The organism is Halomonas sp. KHS3, from assembly GCF_000830495.1.
GTDB lineage: Bacteria > Pseudomonadota > Gammaproteobacteria > Pseudomonadales > Halomonadaceae > Vreelandella > Vreelandella titanicae.
This window is the reverse complement of sequence record NZ_JWHY01000007.1, coordinates 164,687-191,256: the sequence shown is the minus strand read 5'-3', so window position 1 is coordinate 191,256 and position 26,570 is coordinate 164,687. Positions and strand designations below refer to the sequence as shown.

At 53.2% G+C, this 26,570-nt stretch carries 24 protein-coding genes; 16 read left to right on the top strand and 8 right to left on the bottom strand.

From position 1 onward, the window contains the following. Positions 1-26 precede the first annotated feature (26 nt). A complete protein-coding gene (glcC, locus tag RO22_RS16830; protein ID WP_035537821.1) occupies positions 27-806 on the top strand; it encodes a transcriptional regulator GlcC in 780 nt (259 codons plus the stop codon). A gap of 2 nt (positions 807-808) precedes the next feature. On the opposite strand, the gene RO22_RS16825 is transcribed toward glcC, so the two are convergent. Continuing rightward, a complete protein-coding gene (locus RO22_RS16825) occupies positions 809-1,492 on the bottom strand; it encodes a GntR family transcriptional regulator (RefSeq protein ID WP_027958131.1) in 684 nt (227 codons plus the stop codon). A 193-nt stretch (positions 1,493-1,685) separates the two neighbouring features. Between RO22_RS16825 and RO22_RS16820 the strand changes: the two genes are divergently transcribed. The 9 genes from RO22_RS16820 to RO22_RS16780 all read left to right on the top strand — a co-directional run bounded on the left by RO22_RS16820 (position 1,686) and on the right by RO22_RS16780 (position 12,354). Continuing rightward, positions 1,686-2,147 carry a GlcG/HbpS family heme-binding protein gene (locus RO22_RS16820; RefSeq protein ID WP_027958130.1) on the top strand — a complete coding sequence of 154 codons (462 nt, stop codon included), beginning with the start codon at positions 1,686-1,688 and terminating at the stop codon, positions 2,145-2,147. A 312-nt stretch (positions 2,148-2,459) separates the two neighbouring features. Further along, positions 2,460-3,437 (top strand): TRAP transporter substrate-binding protein, encoded by a 978-nt coding sequence (locus tag RO22_RS16815; RefSeq protein WP_027958129.1) that lies wholly within the window; start codon positions 2,460-2,462, stop codon positions 3,435-3,437. 66 nt (positions 3,438-3,503) lie between these two features. Further along, positions 3,504-4,064 carry a TRAP transporter small permease gene (locus tag RO22_RS16810; RefSeq protein ID WP_027958128.1) on the top strand — a complete coding sequence of 187 codons (561 nt, stop codon included), beginning with the start codon at positions 3,504-3,506 and terminating at the stop codon, positions 4,062-4,064. Between the two features lie 9 nt (positions 4,065-4,073). Continuing rightward, positions 4,074-5,357, top strand: a complete 1,284-nt coding sequence (locus RO22_RS16805) for a TRAP transporter large permease (protein ID WP_027958127.1) — start codon at positions 4,074-4,076, stop codon at positions 5,355-5,357. 69 nt (positions 5,358-5,426) lie between these two features. Beyond that, on the top strand, positions 5,427-6,233 hold the full coding sequence (locus tag RO22_RS16800) for an enoyl-CoA hydratase/isomerase family protein (protein ID WP_041158884.1): 807 nt from the start codon (positions 5,427-5,429) through the stop codon (positions 6,231-6,233). A 41-nt stretch (positions 6,234-6,274) separates the two neighbouring features. After that, complete coding sequence (locus RO22_RS16795; protein ID WP_027958125.1) at positions 6,275-7,462, top strand: CaiB/BaiF CoA transferase family protein; 1,188 nt, start codon at positions 6,275-6,277, stop codon at positions 7,460-7,462. A 100-nt stretch (positions 7,463-7,562) separates the two neighbouring features. Next, positions 7,563-8,774: a pyridoxal-phosphate-dependent aminotransferase family protein gene (locus tag RO22_RS16790; protein ID WP_027958124.1), complete on the top strand. Its 1,212-nt coding sequence runs from the start codon at positions 7,563-7,565 to the stop codon at positions 8,772-8,774. An 18-nt stretch (positions 8,775-8,792) separates the two neighbouring features. Further along, positions 8,793-11,795 (top strand): FAD-binding and (Fe-S)-binding domain-containing protein, encoded by a 3,003-nt coding sequence (locus tag RO22_RS16785; RefSeq protein ID WP_041158883.1) that lies wholly within the window; start codon positions 8,793-8,795, stop codon positions 11,793-11,795. 34 nt (positions 11,796-11,829) lie between these two features. Then, the gene (locus tag RO22_RS16780) at positions 11,830-12,354 is read left to right on the top strand and encodes a gamma carbonic anhydrase family protein (protein WP_041158882.1); all 525 of its coding nucleotides are present in this window, start codon (positions 11,830-11,832) and stop codon (positions 12,352-12,354) included. Positions 12,355-12,459: 105 nt separating this feature from the next. Here RO22_RS16780 and RO22_RS16775 read toward each other — a convergent pair whose 3' ends face one another. Continuing rightward, a complete protein-coding gene (locus RO22_RS16775) occupies positions 12,460-14,151 on the bottom strand; it encodes an L-lactate permease (protein WP_009287404.1) in 1,692 nt (563 codons plus the stop codon). A 378-nt stretch (positions 14,152-14,529) separates the two neighbouring features. On the opposite strand from RO22_RS16775, the gene RO22_RS16770 reads away from it, so the two are divergent. The 3 genes from RO22_RS16770 (at position 14,530) to RO22_RS16760 (ending at position 16,562) form a co-directional block, all read left to right on the top strand. Then, a complete protein-coding gene (locus tag RO22_RS16770) occupies positions 14,530-15,222 on the top strand; it encodes a glutathione S-transferase family protein (protein ID WP_039859469.1) in 693 nt (230 codons plus the stop codon). 113 nt (positions 15,223-15,335) lie between these two features. Next, positions 15,336-16,025, top strand: a complete 690-nt coding sequence (locus RO22_RS16765) for a glutathione binding-like protein (RefSeq protein ID WP_027958120.1) — start codon at positions 15,336-15,338, stop codon at positions 16,023-16,025. Positions 16,026-16,205: 180 nt separating this feature from the next. Continuing rightward, positions 16,206-16,562 carry a phasin family protein gene (locus tag RO22_RS16760; RefSeq protein WP_027958119.1) on the top strand — a complete coding sequence of 119 codons (357 nt, stop codon included), beginning with the start codon at positions 16,206-16,208 and terminating at the stop codon, positions 16,560-16,562. A 79-nt stretch (positions 16,563-16,641) separates the two neighbouring features. Here the strand turns inward: RO22_RS16760 and RO22_RS16755 are convergent, their stop codons facing one another. Both RO22_RS16755 and uraD read right to left on the bottom strand, forming a co-directional pair. After that, positions 16,642-18,009, bottom strand: a complete 1,368-nt coding sequence (locus RO22_RS16755) for a uracil-xanthine permease family protein (RefSeq protein WP_009287403.1) — start codon at positions 18,007-18,009, stop codon at positions 16,642-16,644. Between the two features lie 119 nt (positions 18,010-18,128). After that, positions 18,129-18,665, bottom strand: a complete 537-nt coding sequence (gene uraD / locus RO22_RS16750; RefSeq protein WP_027958117.1) for a 2-oxo-4-hydroxy-4-carboxy-5-ureidoimidazoline decarboxylase — start codon at positions 18,663-18,665, stop codon at positions 18,129-18,131. Between the two features lie 163 nt (positions 18,666-18,828). Here uraD and uraH point away from each other — a divergent pair, with 163 nt between their 5' ends. From uraH to RO22_RS16735, 3 genes are read left to right on the top strand one after another with little or no spacing between them, the layout of a single operon-like run. Continuing rightward, a complete protein-coding gene (gene uraH, locus RO22_RS16745; protein ID WP_027958116.1) occupies positions 18,829-19,182 on the top strand; it encodes a hydroxyisourate hydrolase in 354 nt (117 codons plus the stop codon). Positions 19,183-19,197: 15 nt separating this feature from the next. Beyond that, positions 19,198-20,397 carry a urate hydroxylase PuuD gene (locus RO22_RS16740; protein WP_041158881.1) on the top strand — a complete coding sequence of 400 codons (1,200 nt, stop codon included), beginning with the start codon at positions 19,198-19,200 and terminating at the stop codon, positions 20,395-20,397. A gap of 18 nt (positions 20,398-20,415) precedes the next feature. Then, positions 20,416-21,132 carry a GntR family transcriptional regulator gene (locus RO22_RS16735; RefSeq protein WP_041158880.1) on the top strand — a complete coding sequence of 239 codons (717 nt, stop codon included), beginning with the start codon at positions 20,416-20,418 and terminating at the stop codon, positions 21,130-21,132. A gap of 139 nt (positions 21,133-21,271) precedes the next feature. On the opposite strand, the gene RO22_RS16730 is transcribed toward RO22_RS16735, so the two are convergent. The 4 genes from RO22_RS16730 to RO22_RS16715 all read right to left on the bottom strand — a co-directional run bounded on the left by RO22_RS16730 (position 21,272) and on the right by RO22_RS16715 (position 26,538). Beyond that, positions 21,272-22,345 (bottom strand): hypothetical protein, encoded by a 1,074-nt coding sequence (locus RO22_RS16730; protein WP_041158879.1) that lies wholly within the window; start codon positions 22,343-22,345, stop codon positions 21,272-21,274. 419 nt (positions 22,346-22,764) lie between these two features. After that, the gene (locus RO22_RS16725; protein ID WP_041158878.1) at positions 22,765-24,243 is read right to left on the bottom strand and encodes an NCS1 family nucleobase:cation symporter-1; all 1,479 of its coding nucleotides are present in this window, start codon (positions 24,241-24,243) and stop codon (positions 22,765-22,767) included. Between the two features lie 29 nt (positions 24,244-24,272). Then, on the bottom strand, positions 24,273-25,631 hold the full coding sequence (locus tag RO22_RS16720) for an NCS1 family transporter (protein WP_041158877.1): 1,359 nt from the start codon (positions 25,629-25,631) through the stop codon (positions 24,273-24,275). 154 nt (positions 25,632-25,785) lie between these two features. Next, on the bottom strand, positions 25,786-26,538 hold the full coding sequence (locus RO22_RS16715; RefSeq protein WP_041158876.1) for an aspartate/glutamate racemase family protein: 753 nt from the start codon (positions 26,536-26,538) through the stop codon (positions 25,786-25,788). Between the last annotated feature and the right edge of the window lie 32 nt (positions 26,539-26,570).

Here is a 26,570-nt window from a genome sequence, read left to right as displayed (position 1 = left end):
ACATAAAGCCCATCAGGAGAGCTAACATGCCAGAGGAGAATCAAGCCTTGTCACCCGGGCTGCGAATGCCGGATCAGGTGGCTACCCGGCTTGAGCGTTTAATTCTTGATGGCGTTTTTCGGCCCGGCCAACTGCTTCCTTCTGAGAGGCGGCTGTGTGATCGGCTGGGCGTCTCACGTGCTTCGCTGCGTGAGGGGTTGAGAATTCTGCGCAGTAAAGGAATTATCGATACCCGCCAGGGCCACGGCTCGACGGTCGCGACGCTGTTGCCGGTGGGTAACCAAAGCCCATTGATGCATCTGTTTAAAGATCACCCGCGCACGCTGTTTGATCTGTTAGAAGTGCGCGCCCTGCTGGAAGGGGAGTCGGCGCGGTTAGCCGCGAGCCGCGGCACATCCGCCGATCGGGTGCTGATCACTCGACGCTATCGCGAAATGGCCGACTACGCGGAAAGTGCAGAAAGCATTGATGTCGAGCGTCTAGCGCGACTTGATCACGCCTTTCACCTGGCGGTCTCCCAGGCGTCCCACAACCCGGTGTTGGTGCATACACTGCAGAGCCTGACCGATTTACTGCTCAGCTCGGTGTTTGCCTCGGTCAAGCACCTTTATCACTTGCCAGCCCCCAGGACGATGATCAATCAGCAGCATGCGCAGTTGCATGAGGCCGTAGTCAACGGCGAGGCGGAGCAGGCAGAACAGGTGGCACTAGAGCACCTCTCCAGCATTAGCCAACTGCTGCGCGATTTAGAAGAGGAGCATGAACGGCTAGAACGCTCCTCCATGCGCCTTGAAGAGTGGCAGTAGTTTTAGCTATTGGCCACACTCTTATCGTCTTCTGTGTCAATCACGCCCGCTAAGGTGGCCGCTTCAATCTTGTTGCACAGATGGTCACGGAGAATTTGGCCGAGCAATTGGCTATCGCGCTTCTCCAGTGCCGCCATCATATTTTCGTGGTCTTTTACCGCCTGGCTCCAGTAGCGCTCGGTCATTTTCTTGGAGTAACGAACGCGCTTAACGCGCTGGCTTAAATTGCTATACATTTCTTGCAGTACATCGTTATTGGAGGCTGCCAGAATGCTTTCGTGAATTTGTCGGTTAACCTGGAAATAAGGCATTAAATCGCGGTTGCGGTAGTGCTCTAGCATCGTATTGTGCAGTTGCCGAATGGCAGCAATTTCAGCGTCGCTAATATGCTGACAGGCAAGCTCACCCGACAGGCCTTCCAGTGCCGCCATCAGGTCATAAGTATCTTTAACGTTTTTCAGGGTTAGCCGTACCACGCGTGCGCCACGATTGGGAAGCAGCTCAATTAGCCCTTCGGTGGCGAGCACTTTCAGTGCTTCGCGCAGCGGGGTGCGCGATACGCCAAAGCGGTCACACAGCTGCTTTTCAGAAATGCGTTCACCGGGGGCAAGCTCTCCGTGCTCAATCAGGTCGCCAATTCTATCGGCCACTTCACGATACAAATTGCGTTGCAGTATCTTTGTCATTAGTTAGTTCCTTGTCAGTGGTGCGCTCGGTTTACTGCCAAGCTACCCAGACCGCCTGGATCGATTTGAGCACGATGCCGTATTCGTATAGTGGCTATTGTGTATATGATCTGCAAAAGTAATTATGAATTCAATATTCCTTTGGTGGCACTTTTGCCAACCACTGCCTACAACAATGACAAAGGAAACACCGATGGCCGGACAAGTATTTCATTGCAGCGTGCAGCTCGCCAGAGAGCAGAGCAGAAAGATAATCGATGGCGCCATGCAACAAGCACGTGATTTGGAGTTGCCTCCGCTGACGATCGTTGTGCTGGACGGCGGTGGGAACTTGGTTGCCGCTGAACGCGAAGATGGCTGTGCTCCGTTGCGTTTCCCCGTTGCCCAGGGTAAGGCCTACGCCGCACTGGGCATAGGCATTGCCAGTGGGGTGATTGGCGCACGTAACGCTGAACGTACAGCGTTTGTTGCCAGTGTTGCAGCAGCCTCCCAAGGGCATTTTGTGGCAGTGGCAGGCGGGGTGCCCATTCTTAATGAACAAAGCTGCTTGATTGGTGCAGTGGGGGTTAGCGGCGCTTCGTCAGAAGAAGATCAGCAGGCAGCCATTGCTGGTATTGAGTTGGCTGGATTGCTCTGGGGGCTTGAGCCGAGCTAGGTAATGAGCAGGAAGTGCCGATAAAAGCGGGCAGTTGGCTTATTCAGCCACTGCCCGTTTTTTATTTACGGCAAAATTTTAATAACTTCTTTAATAATCAGTTGCTTGAAAAGTAATTTGTACGACGAGACGAAAGTTTAATACCTAATTTTGAATTTTGAATTCAAATTGAAGTGGAGGATAACCCTAGAGTAAGCGCCCGTTAATAATAAGTAGGCCTGCTCAAGCGGCTCCTTTTGCAGGTGCCATCGGGTGCCAGAGCCACGGTGGTGACATTGCTAACAACAACAAATGCTTCACCTGGAGTTCACTATGAAATTGCTCAAAACAGTACTCGCAACCGCCGTTGTGGCGTTTGGTTTGCAGGCCGCCGCTGCTAATGCAAACACTGAAATTCGACTAGGCCATGTGGGTGGTCCTGGTTCACTGTTCGAAATTAGTGCAAACCGCTTTGCTGAGCTGGCCAACGAACGCCTGGAAGGCGTGGCGGAAGTTAACGTCTATGGAAATAGTCAACTGGGGGGCGATGAATCGATGATGCGTCGCTTACGCTTAGGGTCTCTAGACCTCTCGCTGCCTTCAACGGTGATGAGCTCTGAGTCAGATCAGTTTGCGCTGTTCGAGATGCCTTATTTGATCGAAAACCGTGAGCATATGAAGCGCGTGCGTGAAGAAATCGTTCGTGGCCCCCTATATGACGCCGCGGAAGCGCGTGGTTTTAAGATCATTGGTGTGTGGGAAAACGGCTTTCGCCAGATTACCAACAACGTACGCCCCATTGTCACACCTGAGGATCTCAACGGTATAAAACTGCGCGTTCCTGGTGGCACATGGCGCATTGATATGTTCCGCAGCTATGGCGCGGCACCTTCCCCAATGTCGCTGTCGGAAGTGTTTGTTGCTCTGCAAACAGGCGCAATGGACGGCCAGGAAAACCCCTTTATCCAAACCTACTCTTCACGTTTTCATGAAGTGCAGGACTACCTCTCCATCTCCAACCACGTTTATACCCCGGCATACCTGACCGCAGGTGCTAGCTGGAATCGCCTACCCGAGGAAGTGCAGCAGGTACTTGAAGAAGTCGCCGTCGAAATGGAGGACTTCGTGCTAGAAGAAGGTCAGCGATTGGATGATGAAACTCTCGTGAAAATGCGCGATGAAGGCATGGAAGTTAATGAAGTCGACTTCGAAGCCTTTGTTGAGGCCTCTGAGACCATTTATAACAAGTTCGCTGACGAAGTGGATGGTGGCCAGGAAATGATTGACGCCGTGGCTGCTCTACGCGAGTAAGCAAAGCGTCGCTCTAACAGAGGTGCGTCGCTGTATGGCGAGGCGCCTCGACTTTCGGAGGTCTCAATGAGTACTTTTACAAAGTTCAAGAACGCGTATTTCGCGTTTCTTGAAGGCATCGTGGTCTTTCTGGTCATCGCGCTTGCCGTCGTCGTCACACTTGGTTTTGTGACCCGCTACTTGGGCTCACCGTTAAGCTGGTATGACGAGCTTGCCGCCGCTTTACTCGCCTGGGTGACCTACTACGGAACGGCTTTAGCCGCCGCCAAAGGGGCACACATTACTTGTCCAAGTGTATTGAACATGTGCCCTCCCACTATTCGGGTGCCGCTCGCACTGTTAGCTGAAGCTATCACTATCGGGTTCTTCGTTTTCTTGGGGCTTGCCAGCTACCAAGTCATGTTGATTCTCCAAGACGTTGGCATGGTCAGCCTCCCAGAGGTTTCCATGCAGCTTGTTCACTCTGCGATTCCTGTTGCCTCCGTACTGTTCATTATTGCTGAACTGTTGCGGCTCCCTGACGTTATCAAAAGCGCCCGGGGTAGGGGCTTTATTGACCATGAGCTTGAAGAAGCCGGTATCGACGCTGAAGAAGTCGCCACCGTTAGCACGCATCAGCGAGGATAAGTAAATATCATGGTCATACTCTACATATTTCTAGCGCTGATACTGCTTATTCTGATTAACGTACCGGTAGCTGTTGCCTTAGCGCTGGTCGGAACGATTGCCACCTTTATGACATACGGCAACATGGCAATGCCTACGGTGGGCATGACCATGTTTGAAGGGGCGACTAATTTTCCGCTCATCGCCATACCGCTGTTTATTTTAGCTGGCGCCATAATGAACGCCTCGAGTATATCGCGGCGCTTGATCGACCTGGCCATGGCAATGGTGGGGTTCATCAAGGGTGGCCTCGCCATGGTTACGATTGGTGCATCGGTATTTTTTGCTGAAATCTCTGGGTCGGCAGTGGCGGGTGTATCGGCGATCGGTAGTATCCTGATCCCCGCTATGCGCAAGAAAGGCTACTCAAAAGAGTTTTCGGCCTCCATCTCATCCTCTGCGGCAAGTCTTGCGATCATTCTCCCGCCCTCTATACCGATGATTCTTTATGCGGTGATGTCGGGTGAGTCGGTAGTACAGATGTTTGTGGCTGGTATTTTGCCAGGCTTGTTGGGTGCGATGGGTTTAGCCGCGATGTGCTACTACCTAGCACGCAAGCACAACTTCCCTTCAGAGGGGCGCTTCCGGGCATCGCAGCTTTGGGTAGCCTTTAAAGAGGCGATCTGGGCGCTGTTGATTCCAGTCATTATTCTAGGCGGGATCTTTGGTGGTTTCGTCACGGCGACCGAAGGTGCGGCGCTGGCCGTGTGCGTCGCTATCTTTATCAGTGCGGTGGTTTATCGCGAATTCACTCTCAGGAATTTTATTGATTCTTGTAAAAGTGCTGGTGTGCAAACAGCGGTGGTTATGCTGCTGGTGGCTGCCTCTGCAGTGGTAGGTGGCTACCTTACTGAAACCCGAGTGCCTCAAGAAATCGCCATGCAGATCAGTGAGCTAACCAACAATAAATATCTTATTTTGGCGCTCCTCAATGTCATCTTCCTGATTTTGGGTATTTTTCTGCATTCAGCAGCGGCGATTATTCTGGTAGTCCCCATTGTGTTGCCGCTGGTTATAGAGGTAGGTATTGACCCTCTTCACTTCGGTTTGATCGTGACCCTGAACCTGGCAATCGGTCAGCAAACGCCACCGGTGGCCAGCGTACTCATTGCGTCTTGCTCAATCGCTAAGTCAGATGTATGGGCCACATCTAAAACCAACCTGTGGTTTATTGCCGTTCTGTTCGCCGTGTTAATGATTAACACCTATATTCCCGCGTTTGCGCTGGCATTAGTGAACTTTGTTTATGGCTAAGTATGCGAGATGTGTGCGTTTTTCGTCGGAAGATGTCCTCCGGTATAGCGCACCATAAAGGAGAAGCTGATGAGCAACACAAACGTAATACCGTCTATCGACAGCGTCACTTATGAGGTTCGCAACGGTGTGGCCTGGATTGGTTTTAACCGGCCCCAGAGCCGCAATGCCATGACCTGGGAGATGTATGACGCCCTGGAAAAGTACTGCGATCAATTGGCAGAGGATGACACTGTGTATGCCGTGGTTTTGCACGGTGTCGGTGGTGAAGCCTTTGTGGCAGGAACCGATATCAGCCAGTTTTCGGGTTTTGCTCAGCCTGAAGACGCGATTGGCTATGAACGGCGCATTGATCGCGTGGTGGGCAAGCTGGAAACCTTTCCCAAGCCAACCCTGGCGCTGATTGAAGGGGCCTGCGTGGGGGGCGGTGCTGCGATTGCGCTGGTGTGCGACTTTCGCTATGCGACCCCAACGCTGAAGTTTGGTGTGCCGATTGCCAAAACGCTGGGCAATACACTCTCGATTAGCAACGTCTCACGCATGATCGACATGCTTGGCGTTGCACGTACCAAGGAAGCGCTGATGATGGCGCGGCTGTTTGGTGCTGAAGAAGCCCATGCGGCAGGCCTGATAAATCAGCTGTTTGACGCTGATGCAATTTACGCCGAAGTGGCTGAGCTGGCTGAGGCCTTTGCTAAACGAGCGCCACTGACGCTTCAGGCCAGCAAGGCCCTGATTGGCCGTGCGATTGAGCAGCGTCGCCTTCCAGCGGATGCCAGCGACGACTGGGTAACCTCTTGCTATATGAGTCGAGATTTTGCCGCGGCGGTGGATAAGTTCGTCAATAAAACGCCGTTTGAGTGGTCTGGCCACTAGTTTCGGACATAGCCTAAAACTACTAATTGGGAGGAAAGCGCATGCTTCCCCTACAAGACATAAAAGTACTGGACGTGTCGCAAATAATGGCCGGCCCATACTGCACCATGGTACTGGCCGACATGGGCGCAGAAGTTATCAAAGTTGAGAAGCTTAATGGCGGAGACGACAGCCGCCAAATGGGCCCTTACGTGAATGGCGAATCGACCTGCTTTTCACAGATTAACCGCAACAAAAAAAGTATCTCGCTGAATCTTAAAGACGAACGGGCGCGACAGATCTTCTACCGCTTAGCCGCTGATGCCGATGTCATCGTTGAGAACTATCGGCCTGGGGTGACCAAGTCGCTTGAGATCGACTATGACACCATCAAGGCAATCAATCCTGGCATCGTCTACTGCTCCATTTCAGGCTATGGTCAAACCGGGCCCTATAGCCACAAAGGGGGCTTTGACCTGGTGGCGCAAGGGATGACAGGCCTGATGTCGATGACCGGGGAAGAGGGCAAACGCCCGCTGAAAACCGGTATTGCGGTTTACGATATTGGCGGTGGGCTGACGGCGGTCTACTCGATTCTGGCGGCGTGTATCCACAAGATGAAAACCGGCGCCGGCCAGCATATCGATATCGCCATCACCGAGTGTGGTTTGCCCTGGTTTACCTGGGAAGCTGCGGCCTATTTCTCTGAAGGCACCGTGCCTGGGCCAACGGGCTGGCGCCATCGTGTTTCCGCGCCTTATCAGGCCGTTAAAGCCAGCGATGGTTATTTAATGCTCGGCTGCGCCAACCAACGCACCTGGGAGCGCTTCTGCCAGGAAGTACTAAAGCGCGATGAGCTAATGCAGGATCCCCGCTTTATTACCAATCAGGATCGCGGTCAGCACGTTGAAGAGCTGGAGGCGCTGCTTGAAGAACTAATGGCGAATCAAAGCGTTGATGAGTGGCTAGTACTGTGTGACAGCGCGGGCGTGCCTGCCGGACCTATTAATGACTTCGCTCAGGCCATGCAGGATGAGCACTATTTAGCGCGGGGCATGGTGCAGGAGATGGAGCACCCGGTGATAGGCAAAATGAAAACCATCGGGTTTCCGAGCAAGTTTTCAGAGACTCCGTCGCAAATTCGCAGCCCGGCACCGCTCTTTGCCCAGCACACCGACGAAGTGCTCGATAGTTTAGGGCTCTCTGGCGCGGAGCTTGACGCTTTACGTGCTGAAGGATGTATCAAATAACGCTTTTTTGATGTGTGTGATTGCATTCATTATCCATTTTCAATAACGCTAATCGACAGATCCAACCACGAGCCGTACAACAACAAACAGGAACGTCACCATGTTAAAACTTAATTTTCATCCATCCGGCCGTCACTTTTTGCAAATTCCTGGCCCCTCTCCGGTGCCAGACCGCATTTTACGGGCGATGAGCCTGCCTACGATTGATCACCGCGGGCCTGAGTTTGGCGCTCTGGGCCTTGAGCTGTTGAGCAAGATTCAAAAAATCTTCAAAACCGAGAACCCGGTGATTATTTACCCGGCGTCGGGCACCGGTGCCTGGGAAGCGGCACTGGCCAATACCTTATCACCTGGCGATCAGGTGCTAATGTTCGAGACCGGACACTTCGCCACTCTGTGGCACAAAATGGCCCTGCGTTTAGACATACAGCCTGAGTTTCTGGGGTTGCCGGGCTACGAAGGCTGGCGCCACGGTGTTCAGGCCGACATGATCGAAGCACGCCTGAAAGAGGATACCGGCCACGAGCTTAAGGCTGTATGTGTAGTACACAACGAGACTTCGACCGGCGTGACTAGTGACATCGCCGCCGTGCGTAAAGCCATCGACGCGTCGGGCCACCCCGCGCTGTTGATTGTCGATACCATTTCCGGTTTGGCCAGTGCCGATTATCGTCATGATGAATGGGGTGTTGATGTTACCGTCTCCGGCTCCCAGAAAGGCCTGATGCTGCCGCCGGGCATCAGCTTTAACGCGCTTTCACCCAAAGCGATTGAGGTCAGCAAGCAGGCGAAATTGCCCAAAAGCTTCTGGGCATGGGATGAAATTCTAGAGGCTAACAAAAACGGCTACTGGCCCTACACGCCCAGCACCAACCTGCTTTATGGCCTGAATGAAGCGCTGGATATGCTGTTGGATGAAGGCATGGACAACGTGCTGGCTCGCCACCAACGCTGGGCCGCTGGGGTGCGCGCGGCGGTAGAAGCGTGGGGGCTTGAGATTCAGTGTGTAGATCCTTCGGTTTACTCGCCGGTACTCACGGGCGTTGTGATGCCTGAAGGTGTCGATGCAGATGCGATACGCAAGATTATCTATGAGCGTTTTGATCTTTCACTGGGTATGGGGCTAGGTAAGGCCAAGGGCAAGATGTTCCGGATCGGCCATTTGGGCGACTGCAACGACCTTACCCTAATTGCCACTCTCGGCGGCTGTGAGGCAGGCATGAAGCTGGCGGGCGTTGATCTTAAAGGCAGTGGCGTGACGGCTGCTTTAGACTACTTTGCCGCCAACCCGCTTAACGCAGGCAAACGCTAAACGACGGGGGAGAGCCACATGACGTCTCTGACGAACCAACACCCGTCCCGTGATGCCAAGATTAAACCGCTCGGCGAACTAGCCGAGCGGTTATCCCGAGAGATGGCCGGGGAGGTGCTGTTTGACCGGGCCACTCGGGGGCGCTATTCAACCGACGCTTCGATTTATCAGGTGACGCCGATAGGTGTGATCATTCCGCGCCACCAGGAAGATCTGAAAATTGCCCTGGATATTGCCCGTGATGCCAAAGTGCCGATTTTGGCCCGGGGCGCGGGCACTAGCCAATGTGGCCAAACCGTCGGCGAAGCGCTGGTAATCGACACCACCCGTTGGCTCAATCAGGTGGTTGAGTTTGACGCCGAGGCGCGCACCGTGGTGGTTGAGCCGGGCATCGTTCTCGACCACCTCAACGCTTGGCTCAAACCCTACGGGCTCTGGTATCCGGTAGATGTTTCCACCAGCGCACAGTGCACCGTTGGGGGCATGGCAGGCAATAACTCCTGTGGGTCACGGTCAATCTTCTACGGCAATATGGTGCACAACGTGCTGGGCGTGGAAGCACTATTGGCTGACGGCAGCGCGGCGAGTTTTGGTTTCGTTGACAGATTCGCGGAAGGCTCGCAGGAGCAGCGCCTTGCCCAGCAGGTGAAGGCGATTGCGGAGCGTGTGAGCCCTGAAATTCGTGATCACTTTCCCAAAGTGCTGCGTCGGGTGGGTGGCTACAACCTGGATCTATTTGATTGCCAAAACCCTATGCCCTACGACCCTGATGGGCGCGCCAACCTGGCCCATCTGCTGGTAGGCTCGGAAGGTACGCTAGGAGTAAGCCAGCGTATTAAGCTCAGGCTTTCACTGCTGCCCGAGCAGAAGGTGCTGGGCGTGGTGAATTTCCCGACCTTTTATCAGGCGATGGATTTCACCCAGCATATCGTCAAGCTCGGCCCCACGGCGGTCGAGCTGGTTGACCGCACCATGATTGAGCTGTCGCTGGAGAACCCAGCGTTCCGCCCGGTCATTGAGAAGGCGCTGATTGGCAAGCCGGAAGCCATTTTGCTGGTGGAGTTTGCCGGTCACGACCATGTAACGCAGCTTGAAGCGCTGAGTGGGCTTAATGAATTGATGGGCGATTTAGGCCTGCCGGGCAGCGTGGTGGATATGCCCGAAGCGGCTAAGCAGAAAGCGCTGTGGAACGTGCGCAAAGCCGGGCTCAACATTATGATGAGCATGAAGGGCGACGGTAAGCCGGTCTCCTTTATTGAAGATTGCGCGGTGCCGCTTGAACACCTGGCCGAGTACACCGACAAGCTCACCGAGGTATTTAACCGCTACGGCACCGAAGGTACCTGGTACGCCCATGCAGGCGTTGGCACACTGCACGTACGGCCGATTCTTGATATGCGCCGCGACGGCGCAGAAAAAATGCGCGAAATCGCCGAGCTGGCCTCCGCGTTAGTCCGCGAATACAAAGGCGCTTACTCCGGGGAACATGGCGACGGAATTTGCCGTGGCGAGTGGGTAGCGTGGCAGTTTGGCGAAACGGTCAACAATGCCTTCCGCGAAATCAAGCAGCTGTTCGACCCGGAAAACCTCTTCAACCCGGGCAAAATCGTCGATACCCCCAAAATGGACGACGAGCGCTATTTTCGTTTTCCTAAAAGCTACACCACAATCCCGCTTACCCCAGTATTCGACTGGTCCGCCTGGAATGTAAAGCGCGTCCCACTCACCGGTGAGCAAACACCGCCTGGCAGCGGCGGCGATGCGACCCATGGCTTGGCCATGGCGGTAGAGATGTGTAACAACAACGGCCACTGCCGTAAGTTTGATGCGGGCACCATGTGTCCGAGCTTCCGTATCACGAGAGACGAGCAGCACCTGACCCGCGGCCGAGCCAATACGCTGCGCTTGGTGCTCTCAGGCCAATTGGGTAAGTCAGGGCTCGCCAGTGACGACGTGAAAGAAGCGCTTGATCTCTGCGTATCTTGTAAGGGCTGCAAGCGGGATTGCCCCACGGGGGTCGATATGGCGAAGTTCAAGATCGAAGCCCGCACCGCACGCGCTCGTGCCAATGGGTTATCACTGCGTGATCGCATGGTCGGCGAGATGCCGCGCTACGCGCCCTGGGCCAGCAAGTTTTCTGCTCTGGTAAATGGCGTGGAGCGAGTGCCGTTTCTGGCCAAACAGATCAAGCAGGCGTTAAAGCTGGCGCCCCAACGCTCGTTGCCGCTGTTTAACGGTAATTTTCTCGCCAGTGCCGAGGCGTCGCAATCGTCATTTGCCTCGGAGCGCGAAGTGCTGCTGTTTGTGGATACCTTCAATAACTATATGGAGGGCGAAAATGCCAAGGCAGCCAAGCGGGTGCTGGAAGCCGCGGGGTACCGCGTGCATCTCAATATTACCAAAGGCCAACGGCCACTCTGCTGTGGTCGAACCTACTTATCGTCGGGCCAGTTTGATAAAGCCAAAGCGGAAGCCAAACGCACCCTTGAGCACCTGATGCCGTTTGTCGAACGCGGCGTGGCGATAGTGGGCTTGGAACCCTCTTGCCTGCTCACCATGCGCGATGAATTCCTTCAGTACGGCTTTGGCGAAGAGGCTAAAGCACTGTCGTCATCGGCCTATCTGTTTGAAGAGTTTCTGGTCAAGGCGCGTGCCGAAGATCAGCTTCTCCTCGAACTTAAGCCGCTGCACTACGATCGAGCGCTGCTGCACGGTCACTGCCATCAAAAGGCGTTTGATGCGTTGCGCCCCGTTGAGCAAGTGCTGGGCTGGATTCCTGACCTCAACGTCGAGACTATCGAGTCCTCATGCTGTGGTATGGCAGGCAGCTTCGGCTATGAAGCAGAGCACTACGACGCCTCACTGAAAATGGCGGAGCTCTCGCTTTTACCTGCAATTCGAAAAGCGGATAGCAACGCCGTATTGATTGCCGATGGCACGAGCTGTCGCCATCAGATTCACGATGGAAGTGGCCGCGAAGCGATTCACGTTGCCCGATTGCTGGAGCAAGCGCTAGCCTGAATGCGGAACACCAACAACAACCCAGGAGATCAATGTGGCCATTTATCAATACGGTGAGTATCGCCCAGAGATTCACGACGAGGTCTACATCGCGGAAACGGCGGATGTTATCGGCCAAGTGACCTTAAAGGCACATTCAAGCGTCTGGTATCAGGCCGTGTTGCGCGGCGACAGTGACCATCTGGAGATAGGCGAAGAGAGCAATGTTCAGGATGGTGCGGTTCTCCATGCTGACCCAGGCTTTCCGCTTAAAGTAGGCAAAGGGGTGACGGTCGGGCATCAGGCCATGCTGCATGGCTGCACCGTGGGCGATGGCTGCTTAATCGGTATACAGGCGGTAGTACTCAACGGTGCGGTGATTGGTGACAATAGCCTGGTAGGTGCCGGTGCCTTTATTAAGGAGGGCGCGGTGTTTCCGCCTAACTCGTTAATCGTTGGCTCGCCTGCCAGGGTGGTGCGGGAGCTTTCTGATGAGGCCGTTGCGGGTATGAAAAAGAATGCCCAGGGCTATGTCGAGCGCGGTAAACGCCACAGCCATGAGCTAAAGCGAATAGACTGACGCTAGCTGGCTAGATTGATCTCACCAAAACGACAAAACCCCCAGGTTTAGGCCTGGGGGTTTGTGTTTCTAGCGTAGCGTATACGAGCGCTAGCTCACACTACATCACATCAACGGATCTGTGACGCCAATAACGTAGAACGCAATCAGTGCGATGGTACCGGCAAAGATGAGGTAGTAGATGGTGGGCAGAATCGTCTTACGCAGCGTGGCGCCTTCACGGCCTAACAGCCCGACCGTTGCTGACGCCGCGACCACGTTATGGATGGCAATCATATTACCTGCCGCCGCACCCACGGCCTGCAGCGCTACCATCATGGCCGTAGAGAGGCCCAGGGTTTCAGCAACACTAAACTGGAACTCCGCCAGCATTAGATTGGATACCGTGTTGGAACCTGCAATAAAGGCGCCCAGCGCCCCTACCGCTGGGGCAAAGAAGGGGTAAATGCCGCCTACGCTACTGGCCACCGCCTGGGCCATCATCACCGGCATTGAGACAAGATCCGCGCCATTAACGCCGGAGTTGATCAAGATGCGCACCATCGGCACGGTAAAGATCAAAACGAAACCCGCCCCAAAAATCGTTTTGGTAGATTCAGACACCGCAGCGCTAATCTTTTGCGGATTCATGCGGTGCAGGAAATAGGTCACAATGACCACGGCAATTATAATACCGCCGGGCAAGTAGAGCGGCTGAACCCCACCGCTGATGCCCGCTTCACCAAGAATATTGTTCCAACTGAGGTTAATAGAGGTAAGTGCTGTTTTGAGGGGCTCAATAATGCGAGAGGCCACCAAAAACAGTGCGAGCAGCACATAGGGTACCCAGCCTTTAAAGGTGGACATCGGCGCTCTGCCGACAACGTCGTCAAGCTTGATCTGCAGGTTGCCGATCCACTCGTCTGGCCAAGAAGAGGACTCGGGGAAATCCCAGGTATCTTTAGGCATCAGAAAGCCGCGTTTGGCAGCGGGTACGACAATCGCCAAGCCCACCATCGCGCCGATCATTGACGGGAATTCAGGGCCCAACAGCACGCCCACCAGCATGTAAGGCACTACGAAGCAGATACCGGTAAAGATGGCGAAGGGGGTAATCGACAGTCCCTCTTTCCAGGAACGGTTGGCACCGAAGAAACGCACCATCACGGTAACGAGAATCAGCGGCATTAAAATGCCCACGATGCCGTGAGTAATCGCCACTTCGCTGGTGACTAGTTGGAAGAAGACATCCCAGCTTGAGCCTACCGAGTCGAGTTCGGCGCTAATGCCAGCACGATCCAGGCCACTACCAACCCCGACCACAATAGGCGTGCCCACCGCGCCAAACGAGACAGGCGTTGATTGAATCATCATACCCACGACCACAGCAGCAAGCGCCGGGAAGCCAAGAGCGACCATTAGCGGTGCAGCTACCGCGGCGGGCGTACCGAAGCCTGAGGCCCCTTCGATAAAACAGCCGAACAGCCAGGCAACAATCAACGCCTGTACACGGCGGTCAGGGCTAATGCCTGAAAAACCATTACGGATAGCCGTAATACCGCCGGAGTGCTTAAGCGTATTAAGCAGCAGTATGGCGCCAAAGATGATCCATAGGAGACCCGCAGTTTGAATCAGGCCTTGGATGGTCGACGCCGCCACGCGGCTAAAGGACATATCCCAAGCGGTTAAGCCAATAATGGCCGCGGTCAGGAAAACAATCGGCATCGCTATCTTGGCAGGTATTTTAAACCCTATGAGCAAAATACCGGCCAGCAACAGCGGCAGGAAGGCCAGAAGTGCAAGTATCGTTTCATTCATGGAAGGAACTGCCCCTTGTTATTGATTTGGTATGCTCCGCAATAACCGTCTGGCAGTCGTACCGCCAGTCGGGTGTAGGTGAAAGATACGATTAGGCTAATCATATGACTACATTGGAAAATTGGTCTTACCACTTAAGTGCTTGTTTGATAGCTGGTTTTGCACGGCTTTTATTTTCTTATATATATGTTTTTAAATGGTTTTTTGGTAGTCGGGGGTAAGTCTAAAGGCGCTGAGTCATTAGACTAATAGACAGTACAGTTGCCAGCGAAAGGATGAGTACAGAACTCGCTAGTTGCGTCGTAGTTGTCTTACGCTCATTGTTATCGGCTGAAATGCTGTGTACTCACTATGATCAACCACACGGAGGTTATGGCAGTGGCAATGACTCTTTATGATCTGTGCGGCCGGGACGAACGGCTCCGCTTCTCACCTTACTGCTGGCGCGTACGTATGGCCCTCGCCCACAAAGGGCTGGAATTCACCTCCGTAGCGTGGCGATTCCTCGATAAGAAAGCGCTGGCGTTTGCCGACTACGACAAAGTGCCGGTGCTCTGCGATGGTGATCAGGTCGTTACCGACAGTTTCGAGATTATGCGCTACCTGGATAAGGCGTATCCCGAGGCACCCGTGTTGGGTGAGGGCGTCAGCTATCAGCGGGTATTACTGTTCAAATACTTTGTTGAGCGCAGCATAAACCCTGCGCTATTCCGCATTATCGCCATGGATTTATTTGCAGCCGTCCACCCAGACGACCGTAGCTATTTCCGCGAAACACGCGAAGCGCGGTTTGGTTGCACGCTGGAAGAGTTCCATCAGCCCGAGCAGGGTAAGCAGCAGCTCAAGCAGGCGCTGGCACCGGTACGTGACCTGCTGCGGGAGAGCGCCTTTTTAGACGGCGACGCACCCAGCGGCTCAGATTACCTGCTGTTTGGCAGCATGATGTGGGCTCACGTTGTATCGACACAGGCGGTAGTAGAGCCTGGCGACCCGGTGGATGAGTGGTTCAAGCGTATGCTCAACGTGCACAATGGGGCTGCCAGTAATGCTCTGACCGTACGCGATATATAACGCCAACGGCGCGATATGGCTAACAGGGCGGTACGCTAAAGTACCGCTCGATAAATTTTGAAAGCTTGGTGGCTCATTGCGAGTGAATCAAGGTTTTCATCAAGGAGATGGCAATGATTGACCTGTATTATTGGACAACACCTAACGGCCATAAAATCTCCATCATGCTCGAAGAAGCCAATCTGGCGTACCGAGTGAAGCCGATTAACATTGGCCGAGGCGAGCAGTTTGATCCTGAATTTCTCACTATCGCCCCCAATAACCGAATTCCTGCCATTGTCGATCACTCCCCACAGGATGGCGGCCAGCCGCTATCGATGTTTGAGTCGGGCGCTATCCTCGAGTACCTGGCCGATAAGAGTGGCCTCTTCTTACCCTCTGCAGGCCGCGAGCGCTATATCGTATTGCAGTGGTTGCACTGGCAAATGGGCGGGCTAGGGCCCATGGCAGGCCAAAACCATCACTTTTGCCACTATGCGCCGCAAAAGATCGATTACGCCATTGAGCGCTACGTGCGCGAAACCAATCGGCTTTATAGCGTGCTAGACCAACGCCTGGCGCATCACACTTATGTCGGTGGCGATGACTACTCGATTGCTGACATGGCGATCTATCCCTGGATTGTTCCCTGGGAAAAACAGCGTCAAACCCTGGACGAGTTTCCCGACTTGGAGCGCTGGTTTGACATGATCAAAGCACGCCCGGCCGTACGTCGAGCTTATGCATTGGTCGAAGACGTCAATCCCCAAGCCGGCGTGGAAATGGATGAGCAGGCGCGTAAGCACTTGTTCGGTAACCGCTAGTAGCAGGCTGCTGTCAGCCGTTCTAACTATTTGTGAGTGAGCAGGCGCAGCATGAGGAAAAATCATGTTGCGCTGCACAAAAAGCACTGCTAGCTTTAAGGACAGCAGAGGCAAAAGCCTGGCTAAGAACCGCCTAATCAAGGCGTGTTTATGTGCTAGCTCACTCTTGGAGGTACTATTATGAACAAAGCGACTGAGAAAACCACGCAGCAGTTTGAGTCCGTTTTTGTTTCACCGATGCGTTCTTACACGCTGACAGCGCTCGATTACTATGATCAGCTGGTTAGTGCACAGTTAGATGCAGCCCGTGCCTACTCGGACATGGCGATTGCGCAAGCGCGCACTTGGCTTGATGTCAAAGACCCCGACAGCTTCAAAAAAGCCATGGAAACCCAGCAAAAAACGGCTGGCGAATTTATGGAACGAGTGAAGGGCGACACGGAAAAAGTAACTTCCATCGGCCAAAGCTTCGCTCAAGACAGCCAAAAAATGGCAGAAGAGACCACTAAGAAAGCGGTAGAGACCGCCAAGCAGTAATTTAACTGTACCACCGCTTTAAAACGCCGCGCCCCGAGGGTGCGGCGTTTTTTATTTGCACCCGCTTATCACCGCATGATTAACGGTTTTGATACTCCGCTTCGGCCTTGGCCAGTTTGGCACGCCTGTCAGGTTTGCCCGGTAAAATGGCGTCTAGTAATAAAGCGGCGAGGGCGGCAGGCACTAAGCCCGACTTAAGCAGCAGCCCTAGCTGCCCCGGCATGGTTTCTGAAATTGCCTCGACGGCTGGTAGACCGATACCCAGGCTTAGCGAGACAGCAATTATCAGCATGTTGCGCTGATCCAGCTCGCACTCTTTGATAATTTTAAGACCCGCCGATGCGATCATGCCGAACATGACGACGCCCGCACCGCCAAGAACCGCAGGCGGCATGGCGGCCACTAGCCCTCCCAACTTGGGAAATAGCCCCATGGCAATTAATAGCAACCCACCGATGGTAACCACATGGCGACTCACCACGCCGGTGAGGGTAATCAAACCAACATTTTGAGCGTAAGCGGTGTTGGGTAGAGTATTGAAAACCGCTGCCAATGAAGTGGCCACACCATCGGCCATCACGCCGCCGGAAAGCTCGCGATCCTTCGCCGGACGGCCAGCCCCTGTGGTCGTAATCGCAGAGATATTGCCGATCGTTTCTAACCCAACCACGAACATAATCAGCGTCATGCCAATGATTGCGGTGCCTGAAAACGTCATGCCGTATTCCAGCGGCTTGGGGAGTGCAAACCAGGCAGCGTTACTCAGTGACGTAAAATCAACTATTCCAAGGGCAATGGCTACTATGTAGCCAGCCAATAAGCCAAATAGAATAGAGGACGCTTTGATAAAGCCCCGCCCATATTGATGAACGGCAATCGTCACGCTGAGTACAAAGAGCGCCAGCAACAAGTTGCTGGGTGATGCAAAGTCATCCGCCCCCACACCGCCCGCGGCGTAATTGAGGCCGACCGGCATCAATGTAATCCCGATCAATAGCACCACAATGCCGGTGACTACTGGAGAGAACCAGTGGCGAATCTTCTTTAAAAACGCGCCGAGCACAATTTGCAGCAGCCCTGCTACAAAGGAAGCGCCCAGAACGGCGGGCAGGCCAAACGCTTTCGCCAGTGGCAGCGCCACCGGCAAGAAGCCAAAGCTAGTGCCCTGCACAATCGGTAGGCGTGCGCCTATCGGGCCGATGCCGATGGTTTGTACCAGCGTGGATACCCCCGCAACAAACAATGCCACCTGAATTAAAAAGATCTGTTCCGCCGGGTTAGCGCCGATCACACCAGCAATAATAATCGGCGGTGTCACGTTGCCAGCGAACATGGCCATGATGTGCTGGAGGCCTAGCGGGATCGCTTTTGATAACGGCGGCATCGCATCGGGGTTTTGATTAATGGTACGCGAAGGCCGCGTTTTGGCATCGGGCGGTGTGGACATAGAGAGCCTTTATTCGCTGTGGGTGACATTGTTTTCTTCTTGCATCCATTAGCTAATAAAAGTGTATACAAGAAGTAAATGCAATAGCCCGGTCAACGAATAGTCTTCAACGCTTCGTTTTATTGCTCGGCCCGCGCCCTTAACCGAAAGCGCGCAATGCGAATAATTTGCTCAATCGCCGTTTGGCGCTCGGTAGCCGCATCGTTGTTCAGGCGCTCCTCGAAGGCTGCTAATATGGCATGTCGATCCAGTCCTTTAACGGCAATCACAAAAGGAAAGCCAAACTTCTCCTTGTACGCCGCATTAAGGTATTCAAAGCGCGCAAACTCCTCAGGGCTGCACTGGTCAAGCCCGGCGCCTGCTTGTTCGCTGGTTGAGTCTTGGGTTAATTCACCTGCCATAGCGGCTTTGCCTGCCAGGTCAGGGTGCGCCTGAATCACCTTAATTTGCTGTTCGTTGCTCGCCTGCTGCAACATAAGCCCCATCAGCTCGGCTAATGCGTCAGGCTCGTCGTGGGCTTCAGCCAGGCCGTGCTGCCAGGCAGCTTCGGCCACCCAGGGGGAGTGTTCATAAACATCCCCATAGTGATGAGTCAGCATTTCAAGGCTGCACTTGCTAGGCGCGGGTGAAAGTAGCAACGGTTGCGGTGTGGGCACTGGAACTCTCCTAAGCGGTTTAAGTTTTTACAACATACGTGATTCAAAGCAAACGTGGATCTAAATGTGCAGGGTTGGAATTACTGTATACAATAAATATCAGTAACGGTACTCTTTGACCAATAGGTCAAGCAACGTCATCAATAATCAACAAGGAGCGGCTATGGGACGTTTAACCACCCACGTACTGGATACCGCCAAAGGTCAGCCCGGTCAGGGGATTACCATTGAGGTGTTTCGCCTTACCGGCAGTGAGCGCCAGCATCTGAGTACCGTGATCACCAACAGTGACGGGCGTTGCGATGCGCCCATTTTAGAGGGTGATGCGCTCACGCCAGGCGAGTACGAACTGGTGTTCCATGCCGGTGACTACCTGCGTGCTCAAGGCGTTGAAGCTGCCGAACCGCGCTTTCTAGATGTTATCCCGCTGCGCTTTGGCGTTGCGGATGCCAGCCAGCACTACCATGTGCCGCTACTCCTCTCGCCTTATGGCTACTCAACTTACCGCGGTAGCTGATAAGGGACTTCCGTTATGCAAGCGTATCTAATCGATTTTGTTAATTTGCTGCTGCGCTGGCTGCATGTGATTGCGGCCATCGCCTGGATCGGCGAGTCGATCTACTTTGTCATGCTGGATAATAGCCTGCGCACACCAAAGGCTGAGGAAGACCGCCAGAAGGGCGTATTTGGCGAAATGTGGTCGGTGCATGGCGGTGGTTTTTACCACAACCAAAAGTACGCCACGGCGCCTGCCAAGTTACCCAATGATCTGCACTGGTCATTCTGGAAAGCCTACACCACCTGGCTTTCCGGCTTTGCGCTGTTTGTGATTCTCTACATGGTCAATCCGGGCTTCTATCTGGTAAACCCCAATAGTCCCTGGGAGTGGGCAGCCAACATGACTGGCTGGCAGGCCAACGTGCTGGCGCTGGCATTTTTGCTGGGCGGTTGGGTGGTTTATAACGAGCTGTGTAAACGCATTAGCCCCAATATGGATCGCGACGGCCTGCTCAGTGTCGCTGTTGCCGTAATGATGGTGGTCGTTGCCTACCTCAGCACGCAGATGTTCACCGGTCGCGCCTCCTTCCTGCTCACAGGTGCGGTGATGGCGACGGCAATGTCAGCCAATGTCTTCTTCTGGATCATTCCCGGCCAGCGCCGCATGGTAAAAGCCATGAAGGCGGGCGATGCCCCCAATCCTTTGGATGGCAAACGCGGCAAGCAGCGCTCGGTGCATAATACCTACTTCACGCTACCGGTCGTGTTGTTGATGGTGAGTAATCACTACTCCTTTATCTACTCCCACGAGCTTGCCTGGGTGGTGATGGTGCTGTTTATCTTTGCCGGTGCTTTAATCCGTCAATTCTTTGTGTTGATGCATGCAGGCAAAACTCAGCCAGCGTATCCCGCCGTTGGGGTAGGGCTTATTCTGTTAGCGTTTTGGGTGGCCGCACCAAGTTCATCGTCGCCTAGTGGTAATGACGGCGCGCAAGGGCCGGATCAGGCGCAAATCATCGGTTTGATTGAGCAGCACTGTGTTCAGTGTCATGCTCGCAACCCTGAGCATGCTGGTTTTTCAGCACCGCCCGCGGGGATTGCTTTCGATAGCTGGGATGAAATCCTCGGGCAAAAGGCACAAATTCAGCAGGTCGTGACCAGCCGCTATATGCCGTTAGGCAATATGACCAACATGAGCGATGAAGAGCGCGATATCATTGCCGCTTGGGAGTAATGATCAGAGAGGCCAGCTATGAGTGATGCGCAGTCGGCGTTAAAACGAAAGCCTTCAGAGAAAGAGGGTGAAGAGCGCCACGACGCCATTTACCGCGCCGTGAGCGATGCCATTGTTGAGCAGCGTTTAAAGCCCGGCGCACGGCTGCGCGAAGATGCGTTGGCGGACGTATTTGGCATTAGCCGCACCGGTATTCGTAAAATCCTGCAGCGCCTGGCGCTAGAGCAGTTGGTCACCCTGACACCACGCCGTGGCGCCAGCGTTACTCGGCCCACCGCCGATGAAGCCAAAGACGTATTCGATGCCCGCCAGTTGATCGAGTGCGGATTAATGCCCGATGTTGCGCGGCGTATGGGCGAAAAAGAAGCGGCAGAATTGCGCGAAATGGCCCGCCAGGAGCGCCAAGCGCTGCGCAGCGGCCAGCAGAGCGTGGCTATTCGCCTATCCGCCGATTTTCACGTGCGCCTAGCGCAACTCTCAGGCAACGCCACCCTGGCGGAGTTTGTCGAACGCCTTTGCTCCCGCTCATCGCTGATACTCGCCGTCTACGGCCATCGCGGCCACCTAGGCTGCGAATCCCATGACCACGATGATCTGATCGGCTACCTGGAAGCAGGCAACGGCGAACGCGCCAAAGCCTTTATGAGCCGTCACTTGAAAGCGATTGAAGCCTCGCTCTCTATGGTCGAAGAGGTGGAGAACGTGCCGGATTTGCAGCAGATATTTGGGGGGTAGCCCTTGCTTACATTTTAATCCTGAATCCAATATATATTTGCGGGTGCTTCAAATGCTTACCGCGCCGCTTTACCAGTGGCACCAATGGACTTTCCCCGTTGTCGCCACTGTACTTCTCTCACTCTGATAGATACAATTTTTAAGCATCATTTTTCTTACCATTAGATTTCTTTCTAATGGAATCTGAGTAAAGTTTGAGCAGAGGTTTGAACTTTAAAGCCTCATATCCGTAGCCTGCGATAAGAGACACTATTATTTCTCCTAAAAAGAATAATATAGCGGCATTGCCAGTTGGCCTTATAGTCAAGTGGACAATTATTACCTGCAGAATAAGAGCGCCTAGTGCAATTAGACCACTCATTCTTCCAAAATCATTTTTTTGTACTTTTCCAATAGTAAAGAAACTATCGTTCAGTCTTTTTAACTGATTGATGGTGTAAAGAAACATTTTTCCCCTGTCACCCGCGTTATTTGCCTTTTGGCGAGCTTCAAATATTTTCTTATCAGCTATTAATAACTCTTCCATTTCTGTTTTTTTCAATGGAAGTCGTTCTATGATAATGTTTTTCCCTATTCGACTGTATATTTCGAAAATAACATATAAAGTCTGAACTATTTCTAATGCTATTTTTATAGGGCTTTCAGGGGTTTTTTCTATAAAATTGCTTAGTTTTTCTAAGTTGTGTTTAGTGAAATCAACGCGATTGATAAGAGAGTCAAAATCAAGAGCTTCAAGGTCAAAGCGCATAAATACCAGGGAGATCTCAAGTCGAGTTCCAAAAACTTCATTAAATAATGGGAAATCTTCAATATTCGTTTCATCTAATATTGAAAGCAATTCTTCATGTATTTGTATTACTTTTCCGAATGTTGCTTCTACTTCAGGTATGTCTCCTATATTCATATGGGTTCGTGCTACTGCCAATTCTGCGGCCGCTTTAAAGCTAAGTAAGCTTTTCTTCATTCCTGGTATGAAAAAATTTAATCTTTGGATTTCGTCGCTACTTATTCTTAATAATTTTACAGCATCATGTGCATTCCCTTGTAAAAGAAAAGCTATGCCCTCCGCAAAGTTTGCAAGAGTTGGAACTAAGATTTTTGCTTCTTCATCATTCGTTATATTGATTAGGGGTATTGCTTTGCGAAGTAGTAAGACTGACTGGGAGTGATGACCAGAAAATAATAAGTTAAGCCCTTCTTCTAGAGCCATCATGCGATTTATAAAATCAATTTCTTGTGCTTGACTATCTGTTATTCCAAGAATCTCAGTTGAAGATTTTAAATCCTTTTTTTTAGATGCTGTAAAGATAATAATAGAGGCGATTTGGTTTCGGTTTTAGATATGTCCATGTTATTGGCCTCTGTTTCTTTTCAAAATTTAAATTTTTAACTTTTTGACTAGATACTTCTCAGAAATATGATCATGTATTCTATCGAGCATACCAGAAAATACGTATTGAGGATCGGAAATATCTCATTTCGCTGAATTTCCATACCGTATAACACTTTACCTTCCAGATCCACGTAAGTCTCCTCATATGTTCCAAAAAGCCTGAGTTAGGCTGCGACCATAAAAAAGCGCCATCAGCTTAGTGCCGATGGCGCTTATATGAGCTTCTAGTTAAGGCCGTCTTAACTTACCTTCTGTTCAGCATAAGCAGGCGCAGCCTTAAACTGTCGCATCAACCCATAGTAGAACAGCCCACCTAATCCAGCACCGATCAACCAGCCGTAGCCACCCAAGCTGGATAGCGCGGGTACTAGCACGGTAGATAGCGAGAACAGTGCCGCGACACCGAAGGCGATAAGGGCGCGGGTGTTCCAGCCGTTGACGTAGTAGTAGGCGCTGTCGGGCGCTGACGAGAAAAGCTCCTGCATGTTCAAGTGCTGACGCTTAATCAGGTAGTAGTCGACCACGATAATGCCGTAGAAGGGCGCGACGATGGCACCTAGCGCATTCACAAAGCCGGGAACGCCAATCTGGCTGATCACCGAAAGCCATAGCGCGCCAACAAAGAACGCAATCACTGCGGTAATTAGGCCACCCATCTTGAAGCTGATTTTGCTGGGAAACAGGTTGGCGAGGTCGTAGGCGGGCGGGATGAAGTTGGCGACCAGATTGATGCCCACTGTGGCGGCAAAGAAGGTCAGCGCGGCGATAATTGTCAGCGGTAGTGAATCCACCCGCTCAACGATATCGGCGGGATTGGTCAGCGCCTCGCCAAACAGTACCAAGGTACCAGCGGTAATAATCAGCGCGATAAACGAGAAAAACGCCACGTTGAGCGGCAAGCCCAACAGGTTGCCAAGCTTCATCTGGCGCTCGGTTTTCACAAAGCGGGTAAAATCGCCGAAGTTGATCACCACCGCTGCGAAATACGCCACCATGGTGCCCACAATCGCCATAAAGGCGGCGATTGAGCTTCCGCTGGTTTCACTGCCACCGCTGAAAATGGTGCCAATGGCGGGGATTAGCTCACTTCCCGCCTGATACCAGACAATGATCATCAGCACCAACATCACCACGTAGACCAACGGGCCCGCCCAGTTGAGAAAGTGCTTAATGCGCTCAATGCCTTGCCAGAAGATCGCGATCTGGAATAGCCACACAATCACAAACGACACCCAGGCCACGCCGGAAAGCCCCAGGAAGGTGCTGCCATTGCCTGTGCCAAAAAACGCCGTAATTAGAAGGGTGACGGCGGTGGAGGCGAAGTAGGTCTGCACGCCGTACCAAAAAATTCCCACGATGGCACGCAGCATCGCGGGTAGGTTAGCGCCACGTACCCCCATGCTGGCGCGCACCATCACTGGGAAAGGGATGCCGTATTTAACGCTGGGCTTACCGGTGAGGTTGACCAAAAACATCACGATCACGCCCGCCAGAATAATCGCCGCCATCACCGCCCAGCCGTTCAGGCCGTAGGTTAAAAACAGCGAGGCCGCCAGAGTGTAGCCAAACAGGCTCTGGATATCGTTAGACCAAACGTTAAATATCTCAAACGCACCCCAGTTACGATCCTGGGGTTTCAGCGGTGCGAGATCCTCGTTATACAGCGTGGGATCAATGTGCTTAATATCCAGGTCACTAACGTCGTTGCTCTCTTTCATCTTATTAGCTCTTCGGTTGGCAAATGGAGTTACTGGCTAAAGCGCTGGCAGGGAGCCCAGTACTTCATAAGCAGGTAGTAGGTAACACCTGCGGGTATCAGGCTGGCGTACCACGAGATCGCCGAGAAAGAGAGCGCCGCAACAATGCCCACCGCCGTGGCGATGAAAGCGGCTAAGTTCACGCCTTGGTAGGGGCCGGTGGTGTCATACAGCTTATTGATATCCAGCGTGCGGCGGCGAATCACATAATAATCGACCACCAGAATGGCGAAGATAGGGCCCAAAAAGGCGGAATAAGTCTGCACAAACAGCTGGAGGCCTGCCGCAGAACCCGGCTGAACCAGTTTCCAGGGGAAGGTGGCGAAGGCCAGCAAGCCAACGATCACCGTGGCGACCGAGAACTTGATCTTGAAGATGTCCATCAATACATAGGTCGGCGGTACCACGTTGTTGAGTACGTTGGTGGTGACCTGGGCGAAGGCGATGAATAGAAGGGTAGTCATCAGCAGCGGGGTGTTGTCGACGGCGTTGGCAAACACCTGAATAGGGTCGGCGGTGCCGGTGGCCTGGGAGACCATATAGCCGATCAAGCCCATAAACAGCGTGCAGGGTAGAATCGACATGGCGTAGATAGTGGTCAGCAGGCTTTGAGCCGTGCCCTTTTTGTGCTCGCGGGAGTAGTCGCTGACGTTGAGCATCATGGTGCTGTAGATGCCCAGGAAGAGCATGGTCGCGCCCCAGAACGGCATGCCCCAGGAGCCTTCCATGGTCAGCAGGCTGGCGGAAAGCTCATCGCCATAGCGCTGCACCGTGGCGTAGAACATATACACCAGCGAGGCGAGGATAAAGGCGCTGCCGATATTCTCTAACCACTTGATGCCCTGGAAACCCATTACCGAAAGACCAATTTGCAGAAACTGGAAGGTAATGAAGTAGAAGATAAGGTTGTCGAAGCCGAACAGGGTAGCCGACACCATATTGAGTGCCCCGGCGCCAATCCAGCTTTGAAAGCCGTACCACACTACCGCTGGCACTGCGCGTACCAAGCCCGGTAAGCGCGTGCCCGTAAAGCCGAACGCGCTGCGCGCCTGCACCATAAACGGAATGCCGTACTTGTAGCCCGCGGCCCCGTTAATGGCCAGGGCAATACCGATCACAAAGCAGCCGATGGCAATCGCCAGGGTGGCTTGTAACAGGTTCAGGGTACCGACTACGCTTGAGCCCATGGCAAAGGTGCCAATGGAAACGCAGCCGCCGAACCACGCCAGAAAATAGGAGCCGCGCCCCATTATCCGGGTGTGTTGTGGGGCCAGGCTTTCTGCCCCGAGTGCTTTTGATCCAGCATCGGATCGTTCTTCTGACGCAAGAGCCGAGGTTGAAGCGCTCATGTTGTCGTCCTCGCAAGATTGTCGGTTTTTATTAATCCCCGATTAGGTATCGGGAAACGCTTGCGGCGTGGCGTGCTAATGGACGTACTTTTTAAAACTCTATTTAAGCTATTGTTATTAGGTGTTGTTGAGTCACTATTATTTTTTGGAACTGTTATTTAAGCGGTAGCGCAAGATCCGAGAGCTCAGAAAACTTACCGGTAAAGGTCTTTGGCCGTGGGTAGGCAAGGTCTCCATATTTACTGGTATGCAGCCCCAAACTCACCAGTGATTCCGCCAGTTTCAGCGCGGCGGTAACACCTTCTACGACTGGCAGGCCCACTTCGCGGCTGATCTGCTGGGTCAAATTAGCCATGCCACCACAGCCTAAAACGATGGCGCCAATGCCGTCTTCATCCCGGGCGCGGCAGCACTCTTCAACAATGCGGGTAAACGCCACTTCAGGGTGGTGCTCAAGATCCAACACCGGAATTTCCGCAGCGCGAATGCGGCGGCAGTGGTGGCTAAAGCCGTACTGCTGTAGCAAGTGCTCGGCGATAATGCCGGTGCGGCCCAGGGTGGTAACAATGGAAAAGCGCGTGCTCACCAGCGTGGCAAGATGAAAGGCCGCTTCAGCGATACCAATCACCGGCGCACGGGTTAGCTCCCGCGCTGCGAGCAGGCCTGGGTCACCAAAACAGGCCACCACATAGGCATCAATGCCGCCTTCGCGTTCGCCTTTTAGAACTTCTTCGGCCACTCCTACCGCACTGATCACTTCGTCGAAATGGCTCTCGATAGAAACCGGGCCAGCGTCCGGCTGTGAAGCGCTCACTGTGGTGCCAGTGCCCGCCTGCTGCTGCGCTGCCTGATGAATAGCAGCGGTCATGGAGGACGTTGTGTTGGGGTTAATAATGCGTATATGCACGATAGCTATTCCGTGTGTAAACAATATGGCAT